The sequence below is a fragment of the Arsukibacterium tuosuense genome, assembly GCF_900215315.1.
GTDB lineage: Bacteria > Pseudomonadota > Gammaproteobacteria > Enterobacterales > Alteromonadaceae > Alishewanella > Alishewanella tuosuense.
Genome location: NZ_OBEB01000001.1, coordinates 871,473 through 883,548 on the forward strand (window position 1 = coordinate 871,473; position 12,076 = coordinate 883,548).

Annotated in this window: 11 protein-coding genes; 7 read left to right on the forward strand and 4 right to left on the reverse strand. The window is 49.6% G+C overall.

Going from position 1 to position 12,076, the window contains the following annotated elements; translation table 11 throughout:
* The 6 genes from hisC to hisIE all read left to right on the forward strand — a co-directional run bounded on the left by hisC (nucleotide 1) and on the right by hisIE (nucleotide 5,285).
* Nucleotides 1-1,116 carry a histidinol-phosphate transaminase gene (hisC, locus tag CRO03_RS04065; RefSeq protein ID WP_097110246.1) on the forward strand — a complete coding sequence of 372 codons (1,116 nt, stop codon included), beginning with the start codon at nucleotides 1-3 and terminating at the stop codon, nucleotides 1,114-1,116.
* Nucleotides 1,113-2,183 (forward strand): bifunctional histidinol-phosphatase/imidazoleglycerol-phosphate dehydratase HisB, encoded by a 1,071-nt coding sequence (gene hisB / locus CRO03_RS04070; RefSeq protein ID WP_097110247.1) that lies wholly within the window; start codon nucleotides 1,113-1,115, stop codon nucleotides 2,181-2,183. The genes hisC and hisB overlap by 4 nt, the downstream gene beginning before the upstream one ends.
* Complete coding sequence (gene hisH, locus CRO03_RS04075; RefSeq protein ID WP_097110248.1) at nucleotides 2,183-2,776, forward strand: imidazole glycerol phosphate synthase subunit HisH; 594 nt, start codon at nucleotides 2,183-2,185, stop codon at nucleotides 2,774-2,776. The genes hisB and hisH overlap by 1 nt, the downstream gene beginning before the upstream one ends.
* Nucleotides 2,764-3,510 (forward strand): 1-(5-phosphoribosyl)-5-[(5-phosphoribosylamino)methylideneamino]imidazole-4-carboxamide isomerase, encoded by a 747-nt coding sequence (gene hisA / locus CRO03_RS04080; RefSeq protein ID WP_245861436.1) that lies wholly within the window; start codon nucleotides 2,764-2,766, stop codon nucleotides 3,508-3,510. The genes hisH and hisA overlap by 13 nt, the downstream gene beginning before the upstream one ends.
* Nucleotides 3,492-4,265 carry an imidazole glycerol phosphate synthase subunit HisF gene (gene hisF / locus CRO03_RS04085; RefSeq protein WP_097110250.1) on the forward strand — a complete coding sequence of 258 codons (774 nt, stop codon included), beginning with the start codon at nucleotides 3,492-3,494 and terminating at the stop codon, nucleotides 4,263-4,265. Before hisA ends, hisF begins: the two co-directional genes overlap by 19 nt.
* 405 nt (nucleotides 4,266-4,670) lie before the next feature.
* Nucleotides 4,671-5,285, forward strand: coding sequence for a bifunctional phosphoribosyl-AMP cyclohydrolase/phosphoribosyl-ATP diphosphatase HisIE (hisIE, locus tag CRO03_RS04090; protein ID WP_097110251.1), 615 nt, complete (start codon nucleotides 4,671-4,673; stop codon nucleotides 5,283-5,285).
* A gap of 63 nt (nucleotides 5,286-5,348) precedes the next feature.
* On the opposite strand, the gene CRO03_RS04095 is transcribed toward hisIE, so the two are convergent.
* From CRO03_RS04095 to CRO03_RS04110, 4 genes are read right to left on the reverse strand one after another with little or no spacing between them, the layout of a single operon-like run.
* A complete protein-coding gene (locus CRO03_RS04095) occupies nucleotides 5,349-6,275 on the reverse strand; it encodes a chemotaxis protein CheV (protein ID WP_097110252.1) in 927 nt (308 codons plus the stop codon).
* A gap of 35 nt (nucleotides 6,276-6,310) precedes the next feature.
* Nucleotides 6,311-7,921 (reverse strand): methyl-accepting chemotaxis protein, encoded by a 1,611-nt coding sequence (locus CRO03_RS04100; RefSeq protein WP_097110253.1) that lies wholly within the window; start codon nucleotides 7,919-7,921, stop codon nucleotides 6,311-6,313.
* A gap of 47 nt (nucleotides 7,922-7,968) precedes the next feature.
* Entirely contained in the window at nucleotides 7,969-8,376 is a 408-nt protein-coding gene (locus CRO03_RS04105) for a type 2 periplasmic-binding domain-containing protein (protein WP_097110254.1), read from the reverse strand.
* 9 nt (nucleotides 8,377-8,385) lie between these two features.
* On the reverse strand, nucleotides 8,386-9,540 hold the full coding sequence (locus tag CRO03_RS04110; RefSeq protein ID WP_097110255.1) for a porin: 1,155 nt from the start codon (nucleotides 9,538-9,540) through the stop codon (nucleotides 8,386-8,388).
* Nucleotides 9,541-9,910: 370 nt separating this feature from the next.
* On the opposite strand from CRO03_RS04110, the gene CRO03_RS04115 reads away from it, so the two are divergent.
* A complete protein-coding gene (locus CRO03_RS04115) occupies nucleotides 9,911-12,067 on the forward strand; it encodes a S46 family peptidase (protein ID WP_097110256.1) in 2,157 nt (718 codons plus the stop codon).
* Nucleotides 12,068-12,076: the final 9 nt, after the last annotated feature.

Below are 12,076 nucleotides of genomic sequence, written 5' to 3' on the forward strand. Positions count from 1 at the left end.
ATGTCTGAACTGACCGTTCCTGAAATAAACAACCTTGCCCGGCAGCTGGTAAAAGATCTCGTACCTTACGCCTCGGCCCGCAGCAGTATGAGTGGCGGCGCAGTGTGGCTCAACGCCAACGAAAATGCCCTGGCACCGGCATATCAGCTGGATGGCACCTTTAACCGTTACCCGTCTTGTCAGCCACAAGCGGTAATCAATGCTTATGCGGCCTATGCCGGCGTATCGCCGGAGCAGGTGTTGGTTAGCCGGGGTGCTGATGAAGGCATTGAGCTGTTGATCCGCAGTTTCTGCGAACCTAAAATTGACAGCATTACCATTTGCCCGCCCACCTATGGCATGTATGCGATAAGTGCACAAAGTAACCAGACGGCGGTCAATAAAGTGTTGCTGTTAAACAGTGAACAGCTGGATCTGGCCGGTATTTTTGCTACCGAACCTAAACTGGTGTTTATCTGCAGCCCGAACAACCCAACCGGTGATTTGATCCCACGCCAGCAAATTATCGCCGTGCTGGAGCATTTCAAAGGCAAAGCGCTGGTGGTGGTCGATGAAGCCTACATTGAATTTTCACCTGAAGCATCTGTAGTGCCTTTGCTCAGTCGCTACCCGCATTTAGTGGTGCTGCGCACCCTGTCCAAAGCTTTTGGTCTGGCCGGCTTGCGCTGTGGTTTTACCCTGGCTGCGCCGGCGGTAATCTGCGCTCTGAAAAAAATGATCGCACCCTACCCGATTGCTGAGCCGGTAGCGCAAATTGCCGCTCAGGCTTTATCAGCACAAGGTATTGTGCAGATGCAGCACAGCGTTAAGACGATTAACAAGCTTCGCAACGATTTTATCGGCGCAGCGCAGCAACTACCGGGTGTGCAAAGAGTATGGCCCAGTAATGCCAACTATGTCTTACTGCAGGTTGCCGACGCCGCAGACTGCGTTGCCGCGCTGATTAATGCCGATATTCTGATCCGGAATCAGTCCAGCCAACTGGGGTTATCCCAGGTAGTGCGGGTGTCGATTGGCAGCCCTGACGAAATGCAGCGCCTGGCGACAGCCATGCAACAGTATTTTTCTGAAGACAAACCTGATCCTGAAAACCTTGAAAAGAGAGAACACGCATGAGTGGCCAGCCTATTTTATTTATTGACCGCGACGGCACCATGGTGGAAGAGCCACCAATCGACAAGCAGCTCGACAGCCTGGAAAAGCTCGCCTACGAGCCCGGCCTGGTGCCTGCCCTGCTGAAACTGCAAGCCGCCGGTTACCAGCTGGTGATGGTGACCAACCAGGATGGCCTGGGCACGGATAGCTTTCCGCGCGATACCTTCGATGCGCCGCACAACAAAATGATGCAGCTGCTAACGTCGCAAGGGATTGACTTTGCTGACGTGCTGATTTGTCCGCATTTTGAGCAGGATAACTGCAGTTGCCGCAAGCCGAAACTGGGGCTGGTAAAAGACTACCTGCAACAAGGGAAAATAGATTTTACCAATTCTTATGTCATTGGCGATCGGCTAACCGACGTGCAACTGGCTGACAATATGGGGCTGCCGTCATTTCAGTATAACCGTGATAACCTGGGCTGGAGTGAGATAACCCAACGGCTGCTAAGCCGCGGCCGTCAGGCGACTGTCAGGCGTACTACCCGGGAAACCGATATTGCAATCAGCGTTGATCTGGATAGCAGTGGTAACAACAGCTTTAACACCGGCGTCGGCTTTTTCGACCATATGCTGGAGCAAATTGCCACCCACGGCGGTTTTTCACTGCAGGTAAGGGTTGAGGGTGATCTCCATATTGATGATCACCACAGTGTCGAAGATACCGCCCTGGCGCTGGGCCAGGCATTAAAACAGGCGCTCGGCAATAAAAGAGGCATAAATCGTTTTGGTTTTGTGCTGCCAATGGATGAATGCCGGGCCGAATGCGTGCTGGATTTATCCGGCCGGCCGCTGTTTAAATTTGATGCTGAGTTAGGCGAAGGCAGCGTTGGCGGTTTAAATCTGGAAATGGTACCGCACTTTTTCCGCTCAATAAGTGATGCTATGTTGATTAGCCTGCATTTATCGATTACCGCGGGCAATAAGCACCATATGGTTGAGGGCCTGTTTAAAGCCTTTGGCCGCGCCTTGCGCCAGGCTATTACCGTGTCCGGCGAAGCACTGCCAAGCTCTAAGGGAGTATTGTAATGCAATTGGTGATCGTAGATACCGGTTGCGCCAATATCAGCTCGGTATACTTTGCATTTAAGCGACTGGGGGTTGAGGCCACAATCAGCCGGGAGGCCGCGGTAATTAAAGCTGCCGACAAAGTCGTGTTGCCAGGTGTGGGTACGGCTCACAACGCTATGGCCCAACTGCAACACAGCAATCTTATCGACACCCTGCAAAGCCTGCAGCAACCCTTGCTGGGCATCTGCTTAGGCATGCAAATGTTAAGCAGCCATAGTATGGAAGGTGACGTGCCCTGTTTAAACCTGATACCGGGTGACGTGCTGCCAATGCAAAGTGCCGGTTTACGCCTACCACATATGGGCTGGAATACCCTGCACAATATTAGCAGTCACCCGCTTATGAAGGGTTTCACCAGCAGTGACTATGTGTATTTTGTCCATAGTTTTGCCGTAGCACCAAGTAAGCATTCACTTGCACTTTGTAATTATGGCAGTGATTTTGCCGCGGTAATTGGCAAAGATAACGTGGCTGGCGCCCAGTTTCACCCGGAACGGTCCGGCAAAACCGGCGCCCGCTTATTACAGAATTTCCTGGAGTGGCAATTGTGATTATTCCGGCAATAGATTTAATAGAGGGTACCGTGGTCCGCCTTTATCAGGGCCGCTACGACAACACAACAGAATACCAGTTCAGCCCGATAAACTTGCGTAACCAATATGCCCAGGATGGCAGCGACTGGCTGCATATTGTTGATTTGTCCGGTGCTAAAGATGCCAGTAAACGCCAGTTGGCGCTGTTAACCGAACTAATGACAGCATCACCCTTGCATATTCAGGTTGGCGGGGGTGTTCGCAGTGAACAGGATGTCATTGATTTACTTGATGCCGGCGCCGGCCGGGTAGTGATTGGCAGCCTGGCCATTCGCGAACCCGAACTGGTTCAGGGCTGGATCCGCAAATACGGTGGCGAGCAGATTGTGCTGGCACTGGATGTCGCTATTAACGATAAAGGCGAGAAAACACTGCCGTCACACGGTTGGATTGAGCAGTCTGACGTTACGCTGGAACAGGTACTGGACGATTATATTGCCGCCGGTGCAAAGCATGTGCTGTGCACCGATATCAGCCGCGATGGTACCTTGAGCGGTTCAAATGTGGCGCTTTATCGCGAACTGACCGCCCATTATCCACAGATCCAGTGGCAAGCCTCTGGCGGTATTGGCTCGCTGGCTGATATTAAAGCCTTAACCGGCAGTGGCGTGGCCGGAGTGATCCTCGGCCGCTCGTTGCTGGAAGGTAAATTTACCCTGAAGGAGGCCATTGCATGCTGGCAAAACGGTTAATTCCCTGTTTAGATGTGCGCGATGGCAAGGTGGTTAAGGGTGTGCAGTTTCGTAACCATGAAATTATTGGCGATATTGTTCCCTTAGCCCAGCGTTATGCCGAAGCCGGCGCCGATGAGCTGGTATTTTATGATATTACTGCCTCGAGTGATGGCCGGGTGGTTGATAAAAGCTGGGTCAGGCGGATAGCCGAGGTTATCGACATTCCGTTTTGTGTCGCCGGTGGCATTAAAAGTGTGGTCGATGCCGGCAAAATTCTGGAAATGGGCGCTGATAAAGTCTCAGTTAACAGCCCTGCCCTGGCCCGCCCTGAGCTGATTAGTGAGCTTAATCATGTGTTCGGCCAGCAGTGTGTGGTAGTGGGTATCGACAGCTTTTTTGATGTCGCTTCCGGCCAGTATCAGGTATATCAGTTCACTGGTGATGAGAGCCGTACCCAGAAAACCCGCTGGCTTACCCGCGATTGGGTGGCTGAAGTGCAGGCGCGTGGCGCAGGCGAGATTGTGCTTAACTGCATGAACCAGGACGGCGTGCGCCAGGGTTATGATATTGCCCAGTTAAAAAGCATTCGCGATGTCTGTAAAGTGCCGTTGATTGCCAGTGGCGGCGCAGGCACTATGGAGCATTTTACTCAGGTGTTTCAGCAAGCCGATGTCGATGGCGCGTTGGCAGCCAGTGTGTTTCACAAAGCGATTATTGAGATTGCCGCGTTAAAAGCGAAACTGATTGCCGATGGGGTAAGTATCCGGCCTTAAACAGATACGGATCTGACACAGACTGAGGCAAGCGCTTCGAAAGCGCAATCGCTGCGTACATTTTTTTCTGCGACACGCCATTAACCGTCCATGGGGCTCGGTTATGAACTTCATCCATGAAGTTCACCCTTCGGGCCAGCGGAGCTGTTCAAATTCGTTCCTGACGAATTTGTCCGGCCTGGCCTGCAACGGTCGCTGAAAAAAGTACATCCGCGCTTGCTCTGCTCGTGCCATCCGCAAAGCGAGTGTCTCCAGCGACGAGGCTTAGCTGCTAAACAGAGCGTCTGTGGCAGGGATGTCACAGAGGAGCCTACATGGATGTATTTACGGCGTCTCTGTGTGCAGCTAAACCTCAGAGCCGACAAACGCACACGTCGTAACCACAACAACAAATAAAGGTTACCTATGAACCAAGAACAAATCAGCCAGCTTAGCTGGCCCGAAAACCAGTTACTGCCGGCAATAGTGCAACATGCCGTTTCCGGTAAAGTACTGATGCAGGGTTATATGAACCCGCAAGCACTTGCGCATACCCTACAAAGTGGCCAGGTGACTTTTTTCAGTCGCAGCAAACAGCGGCTGTGGACCAAAGGCGAAAGCTCTGGTAATACCCTGCAGCTGGTCAGCATTGCCAGCGACTGCGATAGCGATAGCATTTTAGTACTGGCCAAGCCACAGGGCCCGACCTGCCATGTCGGCACTGAAACCTGCTGGCACGACAACACCGCCAACAGCCCTCAGCTCAGTTTTTTATATGATTTAGAACAGGTTATTCAAAGCCGTGAAGGCGCCGATCCGGCCAGCAGCTACACTGCCAGTCTGTTTGCTAAAGGTGTCAAACGCATCGCCCAGAAAGTAGGCGAAGAAGGGGTTGAATCGGCACTGGCCGCGATGGCCGGCGACAAGGAAGAGCTGGCTAACGAAGCTGCAGATTTACTATTTCACCTACTGGTTCTGCTGCGCAGCCAGCAATTGGAATTAAACGATGTGATTAAAGTATTACAACAACGCCATAATTAGCAGCGATGCGCTGAATAATTTGCAAAAAAATAGCGCCTTGCGGCGCTATTTTGATAGCAAGATTTAATCTATAGCCATCCAGTGCTGAACCGCTGAGGCCAGTTCATCCGGGTGAAACTTAGCAATAAACTGATCCGCACCAACCTTTTTCACCATCGCCTCGTTAAATACGCCGCTCAGCGATGAATGCAGCACAATATGGACATTTTTCAGATGTTCATGCGCTTTCACTTCAGCTGTCAGGGTGTAGCCATCCATTTCCGGCATTTCAATATCAGAGATCAGCAGTGGTACATGGTCCGAGATATCGCCACCCAGTTCTTCAGCTTTTGCCAACAACCAGTTTAATGCCAAACGACCATCATTCACCAGTTCAACATTAATGCCAATTGAGCTTAATGCTCGTTTCACCTGGTTACGGGCTACCGCTGAGTCGTCTGCAACCAATACAGTCAGTTTGGATAAGTCGCGCTCTGATTTGCGTTGCTTAATCTGTTCGCTCACTTCTTCATCTGGCGGTGATATTTCAGCAAACACCTTTTCTACATCCAGTATCTGGATGAGTTTATCGTCCAGTTGGGTTACTGCCGTCAGGTAGTGATTACGTCCGGCGCCTTTCGGCGGGGGCATAATTTGCTCCCAGTTAATATTAACGATACGGTCAATCCCCCCTACCAGAAACCCTTGTGTTGCACGATTATATTCGGTAACCAGTATATAAGCTTTGCTCAGATCTTCGATTGCCTTACCACCCGTTGCTTTGCTCAGGTCGATAACGGTAACCGGAATACCCCTTAAGTGGGCAATGCCGCGGACATGAGCATTGGCACCTGGCATATCGGTTAATTGCGGGCACTGAATGACTTCTCTGACCTTAAACACGTTAATGCCATAAGGTTGCTGCCCGGTTAAACGGAAAATCAGTAATTCCAGACGGTTCTGACCAACGATATTGGTTCTCTGGTCTACTGAACTCATTAATGAACTCATGGTGGTTCCTCTCTGCAACCTGGGTTGCGTTAAAATCAGGTCTCAAATTTCGAGCTGACAGTTACCAGAGATTCGGACAGTACCCGTAAATCGTCTGAAATACCATGCACACTCAACTGCAAGCTCTTAGTTTGGGCAAATGATCCTATCATTTTAGCGGTATTACTGGCGATTTGCTCGGCAACCATGGTTTGTTGTTCCGTGGCTGCAGCAATCTGCGCATTCAACATGCTGATTTGCTGCACTTCCTGATTAATTTGCTCGATCGAGGTGCCGGCATCGGCGGCCAGACTGGCTGAATGTTCAGCATTACTGACTGCCTGGCTCATAATACTGACCGCACCACTGACATTATCATTCAGTTGCCGCAGTACTTCCTGCACCATGGTGACGGATTTCGCTGTTTTCGACGATAGGTTGCGTACTTCATCAGCAACCACTGAGAAACCTCTGCCATGTTCTCCTGCTCTGGCCGCTTCGATTGCCGCATTTAATGCCAGTAAGTTAGTTTGATCAGCAATATCGTTGATGCTTTTCAGAATTTCAGTAACATTTTTGGTTTTCTCAGCCAACTCGGTGATAACATCCTGAGCATGCTTAATTTCGTCAGACAAACCCTGCGAGTATTTCACGGCATGGCTGGTTTTGTCCAAACCCAGCTTCGCCAGCTCATTTGCTTTACCTGCGCCGGTGGCAGCATCATTGGCCGATTGACTGATATCCTGCACCGACAACTGCATCTCTGCCATGCTGTGGCTGACAGTTTCTGAATTATCAGACTGCTCCAGGGTCATTTTCTCCATATTGTTCATGCCTGAAGCAAGATCTTTGGCGCTGCGGTTTAATGGCTCTATGGTCTTGGCTAAATCGTTAAAAGACGTCTGCAGCATTTGAATAAACAAGTTAAACTGCTTAGCTACGACACCCAGCTCATCATTACCGGTTACCGGCAAACGGCTGGCAAGATTGCCTTTTCCACTGGCCAGTTCTGCCAGTGAAACCCCCAAAGTTCTGGCTGAGTTGCTGATCCGACTGGCAATAAAATGGCCAAGGCCCGCCGTTAACAGTATCAGCACACTACCGAGCGCCAGAATCACGGTTAATGCCAGGTCCATATTATCGGACATATCTTCAATTGCCTGGGAAAAGCGCTCATCAGCCTGTTGTTCAAACTGAGTAAAGCGTGTGTTTAAACTTTCAAACTGCTCAGTTTTAGTAGCAACACTGGCCTGAATTTTGGCAAAGTCGACGTTACCATCTATGAACTGCTGGGCAATGCCACCAGCCAGGCTGGCATAATCGGTGGCATCTTGTTGTAAATCATTCAGCAATTGCTGCTGGCGGGGGTTAAGGGCTTTCAGCCGTTCCAGGTTCTGTTGCAACTTATTGCTGTGTTGTTGCGCCGTGGCCAGTAAATCAGGATCTGACAAGGTCACTGCCTGAGTAAAAAACTCATCCAGAGAATTAAAACCTGAGTGAACCTGCGACGCCAATTTAGACGTTTCATACATGTAGTCCCGCATACTTTGCGTAGTGGCGTTATTTTTTGCTGTAAAAAACACACTGACCGCCACTACCGTTGAAAATGCAATTACTGCCAGGCCGATAACCAGCCAGATCTTCATCACTATCGACATATTTTTCATAACAATACTCTTTTACGCCAACCAGCAAACTGCCTGCAATGCCGCAGTTAGTTCAGGGTAAGGACAACTTTTACTGCATCTGTTACGCTGGTGGCATCAACATAGCCAATAGCATTCGGGTTCTGTGCGACATGCTCAATTACCGCCGCTTCTGTTGCTAATTCCAGAGGTGGGGTTCCTTTGCCGGTAAATACCAGTTTAGACCAATGGGCCTTTAACTGAGCGGAAGAACGACCCACTCCTTTTTCATCAAACTGGCCACGTAATGGCGAGCTTTCTGCAATATTAACCGCAGCCAGTGCTGATGAACGGCCAGTATAAAGACGGGTCAGCTCATCATTAGTCAGCGCTGTGGTGTTGGCCGGGTTCACAATAACAGCTATGTCAGCGGCGACTGGCATCACGGCGCCAGAAGCTGCAAGGAGTAAAACAATGGCTAAGTATCTGCTCAACATAAAGGCTCCTTAAAAAACCAAGTCGACACCAAGTGCCAGTACGCCGTTACGCTGGCCGGTGGTGTCATTATCTTCAGAACTAAACTGTGCTTTAAAAGCAGCGGAAGGATGAAAATCGTAACGAACACCAACATTCCAGGTGCTGGCATCCCGCTCCTGACTGGCTACCAGCCCCTGAACCGGCACCAGCAGTTGCGGTGGTAATACAGCAGTATACGGCTGGTAAATGCTTACCACCGCATCATTATTTTCACGTTCATAGGAAACATAAGGGGTAAAGCTATCAAAACGTTTGCCCAACGACACGTACCAGTTTTTCTGGGTAGAAATAAAGCTATTTTCTACTTCAACCCGGGTATATTCAGCAACCGCAATCCAGTTACTGTCATCATAAGTCAGGCCAACACCAATAAAGTTAGAGCTTTCATCGTCGATATCGATTGCCGTCACGATGGGTGCCAGACCATTTGCTGTCAGGGCCTGATATAAATTACCAACAGTAAAATCCGGCGCGAGAGTTACCGGTGAGGTATCAATACTGGTTTTACCGGTTAAATAGGCGAAGCGGGCGCTGAAAGAGTCTTTCGCCAGCTCCCAGGTTATCCCGGCAATATTGTCAATCTGAGCACTGACCTGAGCGCCGCTCAGGCTGGCGTTACCATCATAACCACCAAAAATAAGTTGCAAGGTAGAATCGACATTGCCCAGCTGCGCGGTGCGATAAAATGTTAACCCCTCAATAGTGTCAAAACCCAGGCCATAAACGCCTTGCGGCACCCGCAACCAGTCGTAGGCGTAGCCAACATCCTTAAAATCAGAATACTTATAAAAAGGCGTACGCAGTCTTCCGGCGTTAATCGTCATATTGTCGCTGAGCTGATAGCTGATAAACGCCCATTCAAAACCAACATCAAAATCATCCCTGCCCCGCCCAAGCAACTGCGCAGTAACCGATAACTTTTCGCCCAAATCTGATTTAACCTGCAGTGCAATCAGGCTTTCATTTTTAAAATCCAGGGTGTCGTCATAGCCGTACAATTGCTCATCGCTGCCGGTGGTGATACCCGCTTTGATTGAAGCGAAACCGTTGATAGTGGTATTGGAGTATGCAGTAGCCGGAACCAAAGCAACTGCGAATGACAGGGCTAACAAACTTTTTCTCATTATTACCTCGCTGAACTATATTGGCGGCTTCATACATCATCAGCTGCTTATATAGTATATTACCGGAATGAAACCATTGATTATTTTTATCATTGCCAAATAGAGCGTAGGCTATAACCGGCAAAATTGGCATAACTTTTAAGCAAATTTATTTGTCTCAGAACAAAAAAAACACGGTTAACTTAAGATCAGCCTAAATTAGTACGGCTAACCATAGAAAAGTGGTTCAGTGACACCCCGCCGCACAAAACCCGATAGCTAGCTGATTATAGTGGTGCACAGGTTGCCAGTGTCTTGACAAGATGTTTGCTGACACCGAGTATAGCGTCGACCCGCGTATAATACGCTACAACGTAGAATAAGAGTTATTATGAAAAGATCCCTGTTATTACTGGCGCTTGCCAGTAGCATGGCAATGGCTGATGAGGGCATGTGGATGCCGCAGCAGCTGCCTGATATTGCCGCAGAATTAGAAACTGCTGGCTTAGCGCTGAACCCGGCAAACCTGACCAAACTTACTGAATTTCCGATGGCGGCGATCGTCAGTCTGGGAGGATGCTCTGCATCATTTGTATCGCCTGAAGGACTGGTCGTTACCAATCATCACTGTGTTTATAACAGTATTGCCCACAATTCCACCCCCGAAAACGATTTACTTGCCAACGGCTTTCTGGCATCAAAAATGGCTGACGAAGTTCCTGCAGCCCCAGGCAGTCGGGTATATGTCACCAAAGCTGTAGATAATGTCACGACGCAAGTTATTGACGCAGCAACCGCCAAACTGAGCGGCAAAAAACGGATTGACGCAATAGAAGTAAACCAGAAAAAATTAATAGCGGAGTGTGAGCAGGATGAAGGCCACCGCTGCCGGGTAGCCGCTTATTACGGTAGCCTGGAATATTACCTGATTAAACAGCTGGAAATTAAGGACGTGCGGCTGGTGCATGCCCCGGCAGAGGGTGTGGGCAAATTCGGTGGCGACACTGACAACTGGATGTGGCCCCGTCATACCGGCGATTATGGCTTTTTACGGGCCTATGTAAGCCCGGATGGTAAGTCTGCTGATTACCATCAAGACAATGTTCCTTATAAGCCAGACCATTACCTTAAGCTGGCAGCCAAAGGTTTAGAAGAGGGTGATTTTGTTATGGCGCTGGGTTACCCGGGCCGGACTAACCGTCATCGGCTACCCTCAGAAGTAAGTGAAACCTTTGAGTGGAGCTACCCTAATACCGTACAACAGTTTAAAGACACGCTGGCAATCATTGACCGGGTGACGTCAACCAACAAAGATGCTGAGCTTAAATACGCCAGCAGAGTGGCGGGCCTTAACAATTACATGAAAAACCGTCAGGGTATGCTCGACAGCTTTGCAGAAAGTGACTTTCTACAACGGAAAACAGCTGAGCATCAGGCCCTGACTTCATGGGTTAACAGCAGTCGTGATAACAAAAAAGCTTACGCCAAAGACCTGATAACCATTGACAAACTATTAGCCGAACAACATCTTAAAGCCCGTGCCGATTATGCCCTTAACAACGCTACGCCACGCTTACTAACTGTATCCCGCTATTTATACCGTTTAGCACAGGAAAGTACCAAGCCTGACACCGAGCGCAAAGCCGGTTATCAGCAACGGGATATCCCACGCTTTAAAGCTTTTGTCGCCGGCATGGAACGCAACTTTGATGTCAGCGTTGAAAAAGCACTGGATTTACATAATCTGACGAAGTACGTTGCCCTGCCGAAAAAACAGCGCAATGCCGACTTTGACAGCGCTCTCGGTATTAAAGGTAGCATGAGCAACAGTGAACTGGCAGCGCTTATTGATAGCTGGTACGCCAATACTGGTTTGACTGAGTTAAGTAACCGGACAGCATTAATTGACAGCACACCAGCGCAATTTAGCCAGAGTGCCGATCCATTCGTGAGCGCTGCAGTTGCCTTGTACAAGGCTGACTTAAAACAGGAAGCGGAAGAGGAAGAACTTGGCGGCAAGATCCAACAGGCCTATGCCAGTTACATGCGGGCAAAGATGGCCTTTATGCAAGCGCAAGGGAAAGCTGTTTATCCGGACGCTAACAGCACGTTGCGAGTTACCTACGGTAATGTAAAAGGCCGGGCGCATGGTAACGAAGACGGCAACGCCTGGGCGCCATTTACCACCCTGCGCGGTATTACTGCCAAAGCGACGGGTGAAGGTGAGTTTAATGCGCCAGCCGAGCAACTTGCGGCAATAAAAGCCAAAAACTACGGGCGTTATCTGGAGCCTGGCCTGAATTCAGTGCCAGTGAACTATCTGGCTACCCTGGATATTACCGGCGGCAATTCAGGTTCAGCAATTTTAAACAGCAAAGGCGAATTTGTCGGCCTGGCGTTTGATGGTACGCTGGATTCAATCATCTCAGACTGGGATTATAATCCGGCTAACACCCGTTCTATTCAGGTAGACCATCGCTTTATGCTATGGCAAATGCAACAGGTAGATAAAGCAACGGCACTGTTGAAGGAAATCGGCGTTCAATAGCCAGCTGGG

Coding starts and splice junctions, on each gene's coding strand:
- hisC (WP_097110246.1), top strand. CDS start 1: ATGTCTGAACTGACCGTTCCTGAAATAAACAACCTTGCCCGGCAGCTG.
- hisB (WP_097110247.1), top strand. CDS start 1,113: ATGAGTGGCCAGCCTATTTTATTTATTGACCGCGACGGCACCATGGTG.
- hisH (WP_097110248.1), top strand. CDS start 2,183: ATGCAATTGGTGATCGTAGATACCGGTTGCGCCAATATCAGCTCGGTA.
- hisF (WP_097110250.1), top strand. CDS start 3,492: ATGCTGGCAAAACGGTTAATTCCCTGTTTAGATGTGCGCGATGGCAAG.
- hisIE (WP_097110251.1), top strand. CDS start 4,671: ATGAACCAAGAACAAATCAGCCAGCTTAGCTGGCCCGAAAACCAGTTA.
- CRO03_RS04095 (WP_097110252.1), bottom strand. CDS start 6,275: ATGAGTTCATTAATGAGTTCAGTAGACCAGAGAACCAATATCGTTGGT.
- CRO03_RS04100 (WP_097110253.1), bottom strand. CDS start 7,921: ATGAAAAATATGTCGATAGTGATGAAGATCTGGCTGGTTATCGGCCTG.
- CRO03_RS04105 (WP_097110254.1), bottom strand. CDS start 8,376: ATGTTGAGCAGATACTTAGCCATTGTTTTACTCCTTGCAGCTTCTGGC.
- CRO03_RS04110 (WP_097110255.1), bottom strand. CDS start 9,540: ATGAGAAAAAGTTTGTTAGCCCTGTCATTCGCAGTTGCTTTGGTTCCG.
- CRO03_RS04115 (WP_097110256.1), top strand. CDS start 9,911: ATGAAAAGATCCCTGTTATTACTGGCGCTTGCCAGTAGCATGGCAATG.